We start from the raw sequence: 15,951 nt of genomic DNA on the forward strand, positions 1-15,951 counted from the left end.
TATCAGTTTTATGGGGCAAAGATATGAATAATTTGTCAATTAGACAATTTGCTGATTAGTAAATTTAGGGAGGAGGTTTATTGATGCTTTCTTAGTTATATAAATATGAGGAACTAAGGATGTTCTTTATTTTGAGAATCTTTTGGTAGGAGAGATACTTTTTTATAGATATTGGTTTTTAATTCTTGTGTAGAAATACATATATCGTAGCCCATTTCTTTTAATCTTTTAGAAAGGATGTTGTCACAAGTCCATATTTTATGTCCCTTTTCAAAGTGTAAAGCTATAAAAAGATAATCATCGGGGTCTATATTTTTGGCTATTTTACTTGCTTTGTCTCTATTTTGTTTTTTTATATCTTTTAATTCGTAGAAAGTAATGTTTTGGGTAAATTCTTTCAATAAAGCGTTTGCCTTTCTTTTAGTGAGAAGGTTGTCTTTCATAATTTCGGGCAAATGTTCTTTAACTTCTTCTAATAGAAAAGAGGGGGCTATAAATTGTAACTTATTCTTCTTGTTTTTAAGAATAGAGGCTATTACGCCATTAGGGGTGTAAAAGCAACTGAAAATGATATTGGAGTCGGAAATGACTATCATATTTTATGCTTTTTTTCTTCTTTGGCGATAGCTGCTTCCCAACGTTTGGTCATATTGCGATTTGCTTGTTTTGACATAGCCATTATTTTATCTTTAAATTTTAGAGGGATGCCATTTTCATCTTCCTCTAAAACTTCGGAAGTAACTGTTGCATTTTTTTTGGATTCTTTTTTCTTAGTAACTTTCACAAAGTCAAGAGTCTTAAGATAATTTATTACCTCTAAGGCTTCAGGATTATTACTGTTTATAGTTGCTATGTAAGGCATAATATTTAAGTATTTTTTATTTGTATGAGGCAAAGGTAGTAATAAATTAGGAAATTAGCAAAAAAAGGTTAGGTTTTACTAATTGGGGGTTGGTAATTGGATTTTTTGGGGTATCATAAGATACCGAAAGATAACGGAAGAGAGCTGAGAGAGCTTTTGGTGAAAAAATGGTGTAAGGAGGGTGGGGTTAGCTTATAGAGAGCTTATAGGAAGCTTATACGAATCTTGGACGATTGGTATAGAAAGGGTATATAAGTGGTTGATAAATAGTATAATACAACAAGGCTAAAAATGGTAAAAACGGGGTTTCGAGGCGAAAGAAAGAGGAAGAGGTGCTAGGCCTTAGGCCATAGGCACTAGGGGATAACATCCCCTAACCCCCTTCAAAGGGGAATTGTAGTGACGGAAAGGAGAAGGGATAATTAGGGAATTAGTAAATATGGAAATGAGGAAAAGGGGAAGTGTAGTGAGCAAAGCGGAGTTATCATATGTTTAAGAGAGGCTTGCGGGAGAGGGACAATAGAGACGCAAGGGGAGTTGTGGTGATGATCATATCGAACTAATGTTGATTAATGTGAGTTTGATAGTCTGTTTTATTGCTAATTGTAAATTGTTTTGTATCTTTGTCGCATTAATGATTAACCATTTACAACTCATCATTAACTATTATGAAATATTTACTATTCAGTCTTTTAGCTTTCTTATGTACCATAGGAGTCAAGGCGCAAGAAAAACTTCCTAATGTTATCTTTATTTTGGCTGACGATTTAGGTTACGGCGATATAGAGCCCTACGGTCAGCAAATTATCAAAACGCCCCAACTCAGCAAACTCGCTGATGAAGGAATGAAGTTTACTCAGTTTTATACGGGTACATCTGTGTGTGCGCCCTCTCGCGCTTCGTTTATTACAGGGCAAACTACGGGTGAAACGCACATACGCGGTAATGAAGAAGTGCGTGAGCCAGTAGATGGGCAAGCACCTTTACTTGCCAACGACCCATCAGTAGCACAACTTTTTAAGAAAGCAGGCTATAATACGGGTTGTTTTGGTAAATGGGGTTTAGGTATCGTTCCTTCCGAAGGGAATCCGCTAAAACAAGGGTTTGATACCTTTTTTGGTTATAACTCACAGTTCCGCGCTCATCGCCGTTATCCTGCTTTCTTGTGGCACGACAATGAAAAAGTGCTCATTCCCGAAAACGGAAACTATGAGCGCCAAGAGGTTTATGGCGAAGACCTCATACAAGAAAAAATATTGAATTATATAGGCAAACAAACAGCTGATAAGCCTTTCTTTATGTGGCTTACCTATACACTCCCACACGCCGAATTGGTAGTGCCTCACGACAGTATTTACGCTTCGTACGAATATCTTCCCAAGAAACCTTATCAAGGGGTGGATTACGACAAGATTACTCCTAAACCTTTTGGCTGGGCAGGTTATATGTCGCAACCGCATACTTATGCCACTTATGCGGCTATGGTGAGTCGGTTAGACAAGTATTTGGGAGAAATACGCAAGCTCCTTAAAGTTAAAGGGCTTGATGAGGATACCATTATCATCTTTGCGAGCGACAATGGGGCACATCGCGAAGGAGGTGCTGACCCTAAGTTCTTCAACTCCTCAGCAGGATTGAGGGGTATTAAACGCGACTTGTACGAAGGCGGTATACGTACCCCTTACATTGTGTATTGGAAAGGTAAGATAAAGGCAGGTAGCGTAAGCGACCATATAGGGGCTTTTTGGGATATGATGCCTACTTTTGCTGAGATTACGCATCAGAAGTATGTGCCTAATAAGCATCAAGTATCGTTTTTACCTACGCTTTTAGGGAAGAAACAACAGCAACAGCATAAATACCTTTATTGGGAGTTTCACGAAATGGGAGGTAGACAAGCAGTGCGTTATAAAAACTGGAAAGGAGTACGCCTAAACGTGAATAAAGATAAAAAGGCTCCTATTGAGTTGTACGACCTTACTACTGACCCTGCTGAACAGCACAACCTCGCCGAGAAATATCCTAAGATATTGAAGAAAATAGAGCGATTTATGGAACAAAGCCATACACGCTCAGAGCTCTTTCCTTTTGATTGGGAGGCAAAGAAATAAAACTTACTAAGGAGAAAGAATGATAACTAAAAAGCCTTTACCTAATCAGTATTTAGGTAAAGGCTTTTAAGTATGAGTATTATAGACTTTAAAAATGCTCTAAGAAGTAGGTTTAAAGAGCTTTTTCATCTATCTTATGCTGCTTGGAGTCATAAGTAAAAGGCACTTTCCAAGTGATTAATAGTGCAGGAATAGTGCAAATCATTACCAATAAGAAGAAGTGCTGATATCCTAAATATTTACTGAGGAAACCACTAATCATACCGGGAACCATCACTCCTAAGTTCATCAGGCTATTGGCGAAAGCATAGTGAGCCATTTGGTATTTACCAGGAGCTATTTGTTGCATCATAAAGAGGGTAAGGCCTACAAAACCGAAGCCATAACCAAAGTACTCACCTACAATTCCCAAAGCGATAGTAGGCAAGTGAGAGGGCAAGAAATAAGCAAAAAGTAGATACACTACAAATGGAATATTAAAAGCACACGCCAAAGTGAAAAGAGCTTTGCGCAACCCTACACGAGAGACAAAATAGCCAGCTGAAATAGAGCCTACAATAAAAGCAATAACTCCCGCAGTACCGTATACTAAGCCATATTCTTGTTCGGTGAGCCCTAAGCCTCCTTTATCAGTTTTAGCAATGAGGAAAAGAGGAGCTATCTTCATAGCTAATCCTTCTGCAAAACGGTATAAGAAGATAAAAAACAAATAATAAAAAATATATTTCTTTCGGAAGAAAGCTACAAAAATATCCCATAGTTCTTTCATTTTCACATTAAAATCACCAGCTTGCTGAGGTTTAGTATCTTTTGGCAAAGCATAAAGGTGATATAGACCTACGAGACCTAAAATAGTAGCACAAATGCTAAGAATCAGTTGCCAAGAAGCAACTACACTCATACCTTTTGTTTTTACGAGCCAACCTGCTAAGAAGATAAGACCACCATTGGCAAGCACTTTTGCTAAGTTATAGAAAGCACCTTGCCAGCCAGAATATACACTTTGGGTAGCAGTGTCCAATTGTTCCATATACATTCCGTCACCTGCAATATCGTGAGTAGAACCGCTAAGGGCAATCACCCCTAATAAGGCTAAACACACAGTGAAAAAGTTGGGCAGAGGTAACGAAAATACAATACAACCGAATAAAGCTGCTGATACTAATTCGGTAATGACAATATATTGTTTTTTAGTACCATAGAGCTCCATTATTACACTGATAATAGGTTTTAATGACCAAGGTAAGATGAGTAAAGAAGTCCAAAAAGCGTTCTGGTCGTCAGGAATACCTAATCCTTTGAAGATAATAGGAAAAACTAATGAAAGCATCACAAAGGGAAGCCCCATAGCGAAATAGGTGGTAGGCACCCAAGTAATAGGATTTTTCTTTTTCATAATGGTTGTTTATATTACTTCATTTTAAACAATCAGACAAAAGTACAAAATAATTACAAATTGGCAAGTTAGCAGATTAACAAGTTTGAAAATACCCTTAATATACCAAAATAACTTATCAATTAAGTGCTTTAAGTGCGGTTATTATTCTTTTGTTTTCTTAGCATTCATTGCTTTATAGAAGGCAGCGCGACTGAGAGGCTCATAGCTATCAGCTTCTCCTAACAAGCGTTGCTGGTCGTTAGAAACCTTGCGAAAACTATAATTGGCGAGGTTGCCGGTACGTGTACAAACAGCGTGTACCTTAGTAACATACTCGGCAGTAGCCATCAAGAAGGGCATAGGTCCGAAAGGTTTTCCTTTATAGTCCATATCGAGTCCTGCTACGATTACACGTACCCCGCGATTGGCGAGCTCATTGCACACGTGTACAATCTCGTCGTCGAAAAACTGTGCTTCGTCTATCCCCACCACATCGCAACCATCGGCAAGAAGCATAATGCTGGCGGCGGCTTCTACGGGTGTAGAAGGAATTTCATTGGCGTTGTGCGATACGATATTGGTATCATCATAACGCGTGTCGAAACTGGGTTTGAATATCTCTACCTTCTGTTTTGCAAATTGGGCACGACGTAATCGGCGAATCAGTTCTTCGGTTTTGCCTGAGAACATCGACCCGCATATTACTTCTATCCAGCCTGTCTTTTCGTTGTCGTTTACTGTATTCTCTAAAAACATCACTTAAAAAGTATATAATATTCCTACCCCTAATACTTGCTTGAATTGAGTGCGTGCTCCATAGTTGTGCACTTCGCCATTAGGTGTTTTGTAAGAATAGAACTTCACATCGTCGTCGTATTTGATATGTACCCCTATACGCGCCTGCACGTAGCTATTTACCTTCAAGTTGAGATTAGTTTCCCAATCTACATCTATATTTCCGAAGTTTTTAAGGTAATCGCCATAGAAGTTAAAGGAAGTATTGAGTATCATATTCTCCATCACTTTCTCGTCCCAGCGACCGGACACTGAAAAACCGAGTTCGTTATGGGTGCGCTTACCTTTCTTCAGAATAGTACCGTCAGGAGCACGCTGGGCTTTTTCTACCCCGAAAGCACCTTCATCGGCTAAACGTTGGTCGAGTACAGCAGTAGTTTTAAGCGTGATAGGCGAAAGGAAAATACTAAATTTTATCTTTGAAGGAGCATATTCAGTACCCAAACCAAAGGTGATATAAGCAGGGGCAAAAAATTTGGAGATAGGCTTTTCTACATCGGGATAGTTGTATCCGTTGCTGATTTGTGAAAGAAACTGATAGCGCGCCGTGTAATACCAAAACGATTGTGAGTCGCCTCGATAGCCAAACGATGAGATGAGTGAGAGTTTATCGTCGGTTTTGCGCACTTCGCGCCCTTTTTGAGCGTTAATACCGTAGTTGATTTCTAATTCGTTGTCCCAAAAGAAAGTGCGTTCGGTATAACGACGACGGAATTTGGCATTAAATATCCCCGAAATAGAACTTTCTCCTCCTGCACTCCAATTAGAAAAAGCTACCTCGCTCATATTAAGGCTCACTTGATTGAATTTGAACCATTTTTGTTGTGCTAATTTAAAACGGTTGAAAGTGAACTTTAACGCTTCGGTATCTTTCATTACCTTTACCGTATCGGACTTTACAGGGGCTTCGTACGTTCTTGCTTTGCGCACTTGCCCAAAAGCGGTAAAGGAGGTAAGAAACAGTAGAACAATGAGTTTTTTCATACAGAGAATCGTGCTAAATATTTCAGGGTGCAAAGGTAATGATAATTTGCTAATTTGGCAATTAGCAAATGAACTAATAAATGTAAAATGGAATGAATATAGCTGTTGGATACTTGACAGACAAAGCGTAATGAAAATATAATAGTAGGGTAGAGGTATAGAATGAGAAGTAATTATCAGATTAGAAAATTGGAAGCTTGACAGATTGCTGAAAAAATCTTAATGTTTGTTAAATGTATGTATTTTTTTCAATTATTAAAAAGAAAAATACAACTTAGTCTCTTACACTGTAAAAAGAGTTAAAATATTATTATTCAGTTAAATAAAAGATTTATCATACTTGTCTCTTCACCGAAGCTTAACCGAAGGAAGAGCGAACCTAAGACGAAGGAAAGACGAACCTAAGACGAAGGAAAGGTGTTAGTTAATTGAATGTCAATAGGAAGAAAGGGCTTTTAAAACTGTTGAGGAAAAAGTGTTAAAAACGTGAAATGGTTGAAGAAAAAGCAGTTTTTGTTCTTTCACACATTGGCTTATTTTGTCAATCTGCTAAATCTCTAATTTTTAAAAACTCTTCTTTGAGCGTCTCTACTTTGCCGTGAGGAATAAAACTATCAGGAAGGGTGATGATTTTCAGCGGAGTGGTATAGCTGTGCTGGGTAGCAAATTCGGCTACGGCACTGCCTAAACCGCCTGTGCTTCCTTCTTCTGCTGTGATTACTTTTTTATAAGAACGGAAGATATGATGTAGCATCGCCTCGTCCAAAGGTTTGAGAAAACGGGCATCGTAATGGGCATATTTTTCGGGTTCAGCAGTTTGAGTGAGCTGTTGTTGTACATTTTCGGCAATAGCGCCAATGGTGAGTACGGCTATCTCGCTACCTTCTTTTAGCTGTTCGCCTTTGCCTATAATTAGCTGTTGAAAAGGTTGTTGCCAATCGGTTTGTGCACAACGACCACGAGGATAACGAATGGCAATGGGGTGCTCGAGCGATTGCTGAGCAGTATAGAGCAAATTGCGCAACTCGGTAGCATTACGCGGTGAAGCGATAATGAGGTTAGGAATAGGGCGCAAGAATGCCATATCAAACACTCCGTGATGGGTGGCACCGTCTTCGCCTACAAGTCCTGCACGGTCTATACAGAATACTACGGGCAGGTTTTGGAGGGCTACATCGTGGATAAGCTGGTCGTAAGCGCGCTGTAAAAATGTGGAATACACCACACAGTACGGTATAAAACCTTGTGTAGCCCAACCGGCAGCAAAGGTAACCGCGTGTTGTTCGGCAATACCCACGTCCATTACCCTATCGGGGAATGCCTTTTGCATAGCTGTGAGTCCGCTACCACTACTCATCGCAGGGGTGATGACAACTATCTTGGAGTTCTGCTGGGCGAGTTCGGTGAGAGTTTGCCCTACTACGTCTTGATATTTAGCAGGGAGAGCAGAGTTTTCAGGCAGAGGGTTGCCTGTGATTTTATCGAATTGCGAAGGGGAATGGAAGAACACTTGTGAGGCTTCGGCTTTAGGGTATCCTTTACCTTTGGTGGTGACAACGTGCAAGAGGCGTACTCCACGGGCTTGCTTTTCGGCTTTGAGTGCCGAGATGAGCGCGGGGAGGTTGTGCCCGTCTATTACACCTTTGTAGGTAATCCCCAAAGCACTAAAAAAAGCACTGCGGGTAGCGTGTTCGGTTTTCAGTTGGGCAAGGTAATGAGAGAACGCTCCTATGGTGGGGTCGATAGCCATTGTATTGTCGTTCAGTATAATGAGCATATTGGCATCGGTGGTGCCTGCATAGTTCAGAGCCTCGAAAGCCATACCACTCACAATAGAAGCATCGCCTATCACGGCTATATGTTGTCGCTCTTTATCGCCTGCCAAAGCCGATGCCATTGCCATACCCAAGACAGCGGAAAGAGAGGTAGACGAGTGTCCGGTGCCAAAAGCATCGTACTGACTTTCTGCACGTTTAGGAAAGCCACTGATACCTCCTCGCTCGCGTATATGCGTAAAATCCTCGTTTCTACCGGTGAGGATTTTATGAGCATAACTCTGGTGCCCTACGTCCCATACCAACACATCGTGAGGAGTATCGAACACATAGTGCAACGCAATAGTAAGCTCTACCACTCCGAGACTTGCACCTAAGTGCCCACCTCGTGTAGCAATAACCTCTATAATGCGGTTGCGGATTTGTTGCGCCAAAGCAGGAAGAGAGGTTATAGGAGTATTTTTTAGTTGTTGCATATTAAGCTTACGCTATATAAATTCAACAAAAAAGTTAAAAAGGATAAGGTTTGCGCCTTAGAAATCAAACAAATCTATTCAAATCAAACAGTTAGAAAAGAAGTGTAGCTTGTGTTTGAAACTTTGGCTAAGTTCGCGACGCACTCATTGGCTAAAATGTTAATTTTTCAAATTTGCTAATTCTTTTCTTTATTGACCAATTTTACAACTAACATTATCAGAGCCCCCATTGCTACAAAAGCTATTAAAGAAAAGTACCAATAGGTGATGAACAAGCCTTTTAGTATCACGGCGAATACCACTACAAAGAGGATAATTGTCGCTACTTCGTTGAGCATTCGCAGTTGTACCGAAGTAAGAAAGGCACGCCCCGCTTGGAGTCGTTTCATTATGCGCCAAGAATAGTAATGATATACAAACAAAAAGACGATGAATAGCAGTTTGACGTGAAACCATCCTTGTTTAATAAGCGTCCACTCGCCACCGTCGTATAGCATATAGAGTCCGCTAAGAGTCATCAGCACCAGCGCCGGCACGGTAATGATGTTCCACAAGCGCTCTTCCATAAAGCTGAATTGTTTGTGGAGAATTGAGCGTTCGGGGTCATCTTTTTCCAAGGCTTCGGTGTGATAGATAAATAGTCGCACCATATAAAAGAGCCCTGCGAAATAGCTCACTACAAAGATGATATGTATGCTTTTAGCAATAAGGTAATCGGTCATTAAAAATATTTTAAGCGTTTCAGATTACAAAGATAGGAACTAATTAGCTAAAATAGAAAAAGAAGTCGTCCGAAAAGTTTTAATCTTATCTTTCATCTCTTGTCTCTTCATTAATCCAAGAGGAGAGAGCTTGTACCCATAGGTCGGAGTCGTTGAGGCAGGGAATCATTTTAAAATTTTCGCCACCATTTTTGCGGAAAGATTTACCTCCTACTATTTCTATTTCTTCAAGAGTTTCTACGCAATCGGCGACAAAGGCAGGAGCGATGACCGCTAATTTCTTTACACCATTTCGGGCAAGTTCTATAATTTTATCGGAAGTGAAAGGGGTAATCCACTTATCCTTCCCCAAACGCGATTGAAACGCTTGTGAGTATTTTCCTTTTTCTAATCCCAACTTTTCTGCCAATAAGCGAGTAGTCTCAAAACAATGACTGCGGTAGCAGTGTGTTCCTTCTTCGCTGTAAGGGTCGCAACAAGTTACACCTTCTACAATGTGTTTGTGTGCAGAGGTAGGTGTGGTTTTGTAGAGATGGCGCTCGGGTACACCGTGATAAGAAAAGAGCAAATGGTCGAAAGGAGCTGTTCCTAAATGAGCGCGTACGACCTTTGCTAAAGCCTCGATATACTCGGGGCGGTGGAAGAAAGCAGGAAACTTGGTGAGGCGCATATTAGGATAAGAGGTTTTGATGAGTTTTTCGGTGAGGACTTCAATGGTTTCGGTAGTAGCCATTGCGTATTGAGGATAAAGAGGAATGAGGAGTACTTCATCAACTCCTTTGCTGTGTAATTCTTTTAGTGCATTGGCGATATTTGGGTTGCCATAGCGCATAGCTAATACTACGGGTACAGAGACTTTACGCTGTACTTTTTCAGTAAGCCAACGACTAATGACAATGAGAGGAGAACCTTCGCTCCACCATATTTTTTGATAGGCTTTACTGGTTTTAGGTGGACGCGTATTGAGGATAACCCCGTGTACCAAAGCATAGCGCAATAGGTAAGGCAGGTCGATGACGCGTTCGTCCATTAAAAATTCTTTTAGATATCGTTTAATGTCTTTTATTGCGAAGGAATCGGGTGATCCTAAATTTACGAGTAATACTCCTTTGGGCATTTTTAGTTAAGTAAAAAATTAAAAGAGAAAAATGAGTATATCATTCATCGTTTTTCTAAAATGTGAATATATTCGGTAGTGCTGTTGGTTTTATGTTGTCTATTTTCTTCCTTATCTGCTTTAAAACGATTGTATTGAGTACTTTGTAGGTCATATTTTCCATATTTTTGCATAGTATTTCTTATTTGTTCGAGAGACATTAGTCCTTCGTTGTTATAACTGAGAAATATATATTCAAATTGAGCATTTTTAATTAATTCATCAAAAGTTTCTACTACCTTAGTTCTTTTGCAATAGTTAGATTTGTGATAAGGGCGCAAGCCTGTTTTCCCTTGTGGAGCAAAAGTATCGTATTTGGCAATAGTGTTGAGCAGATGATAATTAGCCCCATATTCTCGATGATTGTAAGGAGGGTCGAGATAGAGAATATCCCCATTGATTTTGGTAATAAGGATGTTGCTATCTTCATTAAACACCAAGTGGTCATTTTCGTTTTCCACAAAGAGAGCAGGCTCAAGGCACAAATCTTTCTGAGCTGTTTTTTTGATATGTTTCAGAAAAGCGCCATACACCGAAGCAGTGTTGGCTACCTTATCAGCATTTTCAAGCAAAGAAGCTAATAAAAAAAAGTACACATTTTCAGTGATATGATTTTCTTTTTTCCAAAGTTCAATTCTTTGGCGTATAGCATCAATGCGTTTGCCGTTGTTTTCTTTGAAGTAATTCCTGCCTGCAACACCATTTTCAGAATATTCATTGAATATAAAACCCTCAGTACCTTTTAGTAAATTGAGTTCTGAGAGATGTTCCCAATAGTTGAAAGTAATGTGATTTTCTATATAGTTTTTGTTTAGCACATAGCTATAATACTCTATATCATTACTGATAACTTGCTTTACATTGGTCTTAAACCCTCTCCCTACGGTTCCTGTGCCAGCAAAAAGGTCGCAAAATACTTTTTTAGATAGGTCTTTACCTGCAACACTATAAATAGTTTGCTTAATAAAGGGTAATAGTTTGTATTTTGAGCCTATATAGTTCATTTTTTAGTTATGCAAGAGTATTACAAAAGCTTCTGTTCTATAGGTTTTCAATCCTATATTTTTATGATTAAAATCAAAAGAGATAGTGAATGGTGTTACTAAGTTCGTATTTTCTATGATTTGTTGTATTCTAATAGGTGAAATATCTTCATCTAAATAGACTATCAGTAATCGAGGGTTTGCCCCGAATCTACCTTCATCTTGGTACTTGTACAGATATTCGGCTACTTTTTCAGGGTGCTCAATAGCTGTTGTTTTCCAATGCTCACCGAAATCTCTTTTAAATTCATTGGTAGGACTACGCGATACTTTTTGGTCGTAGCTTACGCCATCGATAAAGAAATCAACCCCACGAATATGCGAAAGAGTAGGTATGATATTGTCGTTTTTCAGAAAAACTAAAGTCTCTAAAAAGTCGTTGCGCTCGGTATTAAGTTCCTTTATACGTCTGTACTTTACAGCAGCTAATTTTACTTTTTCATCTTTCTCTGAACGTGTATTGTTTTCTGCATTAAGTGTTTGTACAAAACTATCGAACTGACCTTGAGAAAAAGGCCAATTGAGTTTTCCCAATTCTAATGTATGCCATTCTTCTAACAGAATAGCAATATTCTCTTCTCCGTTTAATCCGTTTTGAAACTTAGGTAAGGACTTAAATATATGTCTTATTTTGTCTTTTGCATCATTGTAATTCCATATCTTTACAATCTCACTAAACAACTCGTTAGATGATTGTTTGATGAGAGCTCTCCTTTCATAGCCGTTATATAATTCCAGAAAAGCAACAGCATTAGCTTTATTGCTAAAAATCTTCTTAACAATATCTTGATTAATAGTCCTTTTTATATCCCTAATATCATTCATTGTTGGTGTTTTTCTTCATTTGTCTGAGAGCGCTTTCAGCGAGTTCTTCCTCTACGTCGGCTTCGGGTTTGTCTTTCTCCATCTTACCGTCTTTGCGCTTTTGGGCACTTACGGAGAGAATACACCCTAAGGCTAAGCACGTCATCCATAGTGATGTACCCCCACTACTGATGAGAGGTAGGTTCTGCCCTGTTACGGGAAAGAGTTCTACTGCTACTCCCATATTAATGATAGCTTGCAAGAGTATTGGGAAACCTAAGCCTAATACTAATAACTGTCCGTAGAGGGTAGGTGCTTTTTGTGAGATGACTACAATGCGAATGAGCAATAGTATGTAAAGCACCATTATAACGATAGCTCCTAATGAGCCATATTCTTCGGTGATGATAGCATAAATAAAGTCGGAGGAACTTTGAGGGAGGAAGTTTTTCATTGTGCTTTTGCCTGCTCCTTGTCCCATTATACCTCCTTTGGCAATAGCCATTTTGGAACGCTCTATCTGATAGCCTTCTTTGTTGTCCTCGCCTCCCATAAACGATTCGATACGACTCATCCAAGTATCTACCCTATTGGGGAAAGCTTCGGGGAAGGCTTTTACTACTAATAAGAAAAGTGCAAGGAAAACAATTGCAATGCCTATAGCTGAAAAGATATGTTTCATTGGGAAACGACCCAAGAAAGTGAGCATCAGCACTGAGCTGAGGATTAGCATTGCGGTGGATAGGTTAGAAAGAAGCACTAAGGCTGCAATCACTCCTACGGGCATCCACAGGGGTAAGATAGTTTCTTTGAAAGAGAGTTTTTTGCCGTAGTTTTTAGCTAAATAAGAAGCTACATAAGCCATCAGCATTACCATTGCAAAGGTGGAAGGCTGAAAAGAGAAACCCCCTACGCTGAGCCATCGGCTGGCGTTTGCTCCTTCGATGGTGCTTCCTGAAAGGTTTGCAAAGATGAGCAGGAGCACCGCTAAGATAAGCCCCAGTTTAGAAGCAGGACGAAAAAAACGATAAGGTGTACGATGCACGATATAAAGAGTGAGATAGCCGACCCCTACAAACACCAAGTGCTTGATGAGGTAGCCAAAAGGAGTACCCTTACCCACTACATACACTAAGTTGGTACTGGTGCTGTACACCGCCAAGAAGGAGAAGAGGGTAAAGACGAGTATGAGCGCCCAAAGGGTTTTATCGCCTTTGATATGTGAGGCTATCCATTCGCGCATTATTACAGTTTCTGAACGGCTGCTTTAAAGAGGTCTCCGCGTTCTTCGTAGTTTTTAAAGAGGTCGAAGCTGGCGCAAGCGGGGGATAATAGTACTGTATCACCTTCTTGAGCAAAACCTTGTGCTAATTTTACAGCTTCGTCCATTGAGCGGGTTTCGACAAGCGTGCCTATTGTGTTGTAAAACGATTGAATAATAGGGGAATTATCGACTCCGAGGCATACAATAGCTCTTACTTTTTCGTGTACATAAGGCAAAAGAGAGTTATAGTCGTTGCCTTTGTCTTGTCCGCCAACTATCCACACGATAGGAGTTTTAATGGTGTCGAGAGCGTAGAATACTGAATTTACGTTAGTAGCTTTAGAGTCGTTTACGTAAGTAACGCCATCTACTACTTTCACCTCTTCGAGACGGTGGGGAGCACCTTTAAAGCCTTTGAGACTTTCGCGCAATGAGTTGTTGCGGATATTTACCAAGCGGGCAGCTACACTTGCTGCCATTGTATTTTTAATGTTGTGCTTGCCACGAAGGCTAATTTCTTCAACGTCGATTTCAGTAGTTTGATTCTCTAACATAATGTATATTTTATTATCTTTTAAGAAAGCTCCTTGTGGGAGTTCTTTCTCTATAGAAAAAGGTATGAGTTTAGATTTTATAGTATGGGTGCTGAGCCACTGTGTAATTACCTCGTCGTCGGCATCATAGATAAGGTAATCATTTTCAGTTTGGTTCATCGCGATACGGAATTTAGAGTTGATATAGTTTTCGAACTTATAGTCGTACCTATCCAGATGGTCAGGAGTTATGTTAAGCAACACGGCGATATGGGGGGCGAAATGCTCTATGCCGTCTAACTGAAAACTACTGATTTCGAGTACATAATATAGTGGATTTTCGGTAGCTACTAATTCGGCGAAGCTATAACCTATGTTTCCACCAAGTCCCACTTGCAATCCCGCTTCTTTGAAAATGTGATAAGTGAGCAAGGTGGTAGTGGTTTTACCATTACTACCTGTGATGCCTACAATGAGGCTATCGGTATATTGGCTTGCAAATTCTATTTCAGAAATCACAGCAATGCCTTTTTCGTGGGCTTTTTTGATGATAGGTGCTTTATCGGGGATACCTGGGCTTTTCATAATCACATCGGCTGAGAGAATTTTCTCTTCGGTGTGTGTGCCTTCTTCCCACTGAATGCCTTCTTTGTTAAGAGTTTCGCGGTAGTGAGGTTTTAGGGAGCCTTTATCGGAAAGGAATACTTCCCAGCCTTTTTGCTTACCGAGAATGGCAGTTCCTACACCACTTTCACCACCTCCTAATATTACTAAACGTTTCATTGATAAAACCTCGTTTTGTTGAGGTGCTTATTATTTTTGGGCAAAGGTACAAAACAAATAGGAATTAGCAAGGGAGAAAGCGAAAAAAAATAAATAATGACAGAAATGCCAATAATACCAGAAATGCCAATAATACCAGAAATGCCAATAATACCAGAAATGCCAATAATACCAGAAATGCCAGAAATGCCAAAAATACCATAATAATCAACTTTGCCAAAGGTGCGAGCCACACGGGCAGTCGTAGCACGACGGGCAGTAGAAAATTAGCAGATTAGCAAATTTGAAAATTAGCAAATGTGGAGGGGTGGGGAGTTCGGAAGGAAACGAAGAAGTTCGGAAGATAGAAGGGAGGGTTTTTGATGAAAAAAGGCTGTAAGGAGGGTGGTCTTAGCTTATAGAGAGCTTATAGGAAGCTTATACGAATCTTGGACGATTGGTATAGGAAGGGTATATAAATAATTGATTAATAATATAATACGACAATGCAAAAAACGGTAAAAACAGGGTTTCGAGTCGAAAGAAAGAGGAAGAGGCAATAGACCTTAGGCCATAGGCAATAGGGGGGAGTGTGACAGAAAAGAGAATTAGCAAATTAGAAAATTTGGAGATTAGTAAATTTTTGGGAGGAATTTAGAGGGAATGTGCTGGAAAAAGAGGATTAGAAAATTTGGAAATTAGTTGGAGGGACTTAGAAAAACTTTTCTCTTTATTCACTTACTCGGTTACTACGGATAACTCTTAGAGAGTATAGGTGAGTGATTTTCGATTTTGCCAAAGGTCGTAGCACGGCGGGCGAATAGAAACTTTGGCAAAGTGTAGGGCTCATTGGATAAGCATTGAACTATATGGATTGGATAGACGTTAAACGAAGAAGAATTTGAGATAGAATACATAATATAAATAAGGTGATAAAAGTTTTTGTGTAAAAACTTCCAATTATCTGTGTAAAGGAGGTGAAAAAAGAGTGAAAAAAGAGGGTGTTTTTTACCAAAATAGCGTCTTGGAAATGTTAAATTTTTGTATACAAAAAGTTAAAATATAGCTAAAAAATAGCGGTCTAAAAGGGTAGATTGTTTTTCTTTTTTACAGTTGTATGTAATTAATAATGTTATAGTTGTATAAGATTTTTCCGTTAAAAGAGCAGGGTAGGGAAGAGGTAGAAGAGCAACTTTTGTTTTAACATTTGCAATAAAAGAGTTTTGCTGTTTCGAGAAAAATATATACTTTTGTGCATTAAAGTATAGTGATACTATTGTTTCAAA

14 protein-coding genes are annotated in these 15,951 nt (G+C 39.4%); 1 reads left to right on the plus strand and 13 read right to left on the minus strand.

All coding sequences use genetic code 11. The features are described 5' to 3' along the window. Nucleotides 1–113 precede the first annotated feature (113 nt). Both HW279_RS06110 and HW279_RS06115 read right to left on the minus strand, forming a co-directional pair. Nucleotides 114–596, minus strand: coding sequence for a PIN domain-containing protein (locus HW279_RS06110; protein WP_178958340.1), 483 nt, complete (start codon nucleotides 594–596; stop codon nucleotides 114–116). Beyond that, a complete protein-coding gene (locus HW279_RS06115; RefSeq protein WP_178958341.1) occupies nucleotides 593–862 on the minus strand; it encodes a glutaredoxin-2 domain protein in 270 nt (89 codons plus the stop codon). Before HW279_RS06115 ends, HW279_RS06110 begins: the two co-directional genes overlap by 4 nt. Before the next feature lie 668 nt (nucleotides 863–1,530). Here HW279_RS06115 and HW279_RS06120 point away from each other — a divergent pair. Continuing rightward, nucleotides 1,531–2,973, plus strand: a complete 1,443-nt coding sequence (locus tag HW279_RS06120; RefSeq protein ID WP_178958342.1) for an arylsulfatase — start codon at nucleotides 1,531–1,533, stop codon at nucleotides 2,971–2,973. A 112-nt stretch (nucleotides 2,974–3,085) separates the two neighbouring features. On the opposite strand, the gene HW279_RS06125 is transcribed toward HW279_RS06120, so the two are convergent. The 11 genes from HW279_RS06125 to HW279_RS06175 all read right to left on the minus strand — a co-directional run bounded on the left by HW279_RS06125 (nucleotide 3,086) and on the right by HW279_RS06175 (nucleotide 14,919). Next, nucleotides 3,086–4,369, minus strand: coding sequence for an MFS transporter (locus tag HW279_RS06125; protein ID WP_178958343.1), 1,284 nt, complete (start codon nucleotides 4,367–4,369; stop codon nucleotides 3,086–3,088). Nucleotides 4,370–4,513: 144 nt separating this feature from the next. After that, the gene (locus HW279_RS06130) at nucleotides 4,514–5,107 is read right to left on the minus strand and encodes a thymidine kinase (RefSeq protein WP_009417664.1); all 594 of its coding nucleotides are present in this window, start codon (nucleotides 5,105–5,107) and stop codon (nucleotides 4,514–4,516) included. A gap of 3 nt (nucleotides 5,108–5,110) precedes the next feature. Next, nucleotides 5,111–6,130 (minus strand): DUF3078 domain-containing protein, encoded by a 1,020-nt coding sequence (locus tag HW279_RS06135; protein ID WP_178958344.1) that lies wholly within the window; start codon nucleotides 6,128–6,130, stop codon nucleotides 5,111–5,113. A gap of 541 nt (nucleotides 6,131–6,671) precedes the next feature. After that, nucleotides 6,672–8,381 carry a 1-deoxy-D-xylulose-5-phosphate synthase gene (locus HW279_RS06140; protein ID WP_178958345.1) on the minus strand — a complete coding sequence of 570 codons (1,710 nt, stop codon included), beginning with the start codon at nucleotides 8,379–8,381 and terminating at the stop codon, nucleotides 6,672–6,674. Between the two features lie 176 nt (nucleotides 8,382–8,557). Next, nucleotides 8,558–9,103 (minus strand): CopD family protein, encoded by a 546-nt coding sequence (locus HW279_RS06145; protein WP_178958346.1) that lies wholly within the window; start codon nucleotides 9,101–9,103, stop codon nucleotides 8,558–8,560. Nucleotides 9,104–9,188: 85 nt separating this feature from the next. After that, entirely contained in the window at nucleotides 9,189–10,220 is a 1,032-nt protein-coding gene (hemH, locus tag HW279_RS06150; RefSeq protein WP_178958347.1) for a ferrochelatase, read from the minus strand. A 44-nt stretch (nucleotides 10,221–10,264) separates the two neighbouring features. Beyond that, nucleotides 10,265–11,263 (minus strand): DNA adenine methylase, encoded by a 999-nt coding sequence (locus tag HW279_RS06155; protein WP_178958348.1) that lies wholly within the window; start codon nucleotides 11,261–11,263, stop codon nucleotides 10,265–10,267. 3 nt (nucleotides 11,264–11,266) lie between these two features. Continuing rightward, on the minus strand, nucleotides 11,267–12,127 hold the full coding sequence (locus HW279_RS06160; protein WP_178958349.1) for a hypothetical protein: 861 nt from the start codon (nucleotides 12,125–12,127) through the stop codon (nucleotides 11,267–11,269). After that, the gene (locus HW279_RS06165; protein WP_009411231.1) at nucleotides 12,120–13,349 is read right to left on the minus strand and encodes an FtsW/RodA/SpoVE family cell cycle protein; all 1,230 of its coding nucleotides are present in this window, start codon (nucleotides 13,347–13,349) and stop codon (nucleotides 12,120–12,122) included. Before HW279_RS06165 ends, HW279_RS06160 begins: the two co-directional genes overlap by 8 nt. Before the next feature lie 2 nt (nucleotides 13,350–13,351). Continuing rightward, on the minus strand, nucleotides 13,352–14,686 hold the full coding sequence (gene murD, locus HW279_RS06170) for a UDP-N-acetylmuramoyl-L-alanine--D-glutamate ligase (protein WP_009417704.1): 1,335 nt from the start codon (nucleotides 14,684–14,686) through the stop codon (nucleotides 13,352–13,354). Next, complete coding sequence (locus HW279_RS06175) at nucleotides 14,683–14,919, minus strand: hypothetical protein (protein ID WP_178958350.1); 237 nt, start codon at nucleotides 14,917–14,919, stop codon at nucleotides 14,683–14,685. Before HW279_RS06175 ends, murD begins: the two co-directional genes overlap by 4 nt. Nucleotides 14,920–15,951: the final 1,032 nt, after the last annotated feature.

Origin of the sequence: Capnocytophaga sp. oral taxon 903 (assembly GCF_013394785.1) — a bacterium.
In the GTDB taxonomy this organism is placed as follows: domain Bacteria; phylum Bacteroidota; class Bacteroidia; order Flavobacteriales; family Flavobacteriaceae; genus Capnocytophaga; species Capnocytophaga ochracea.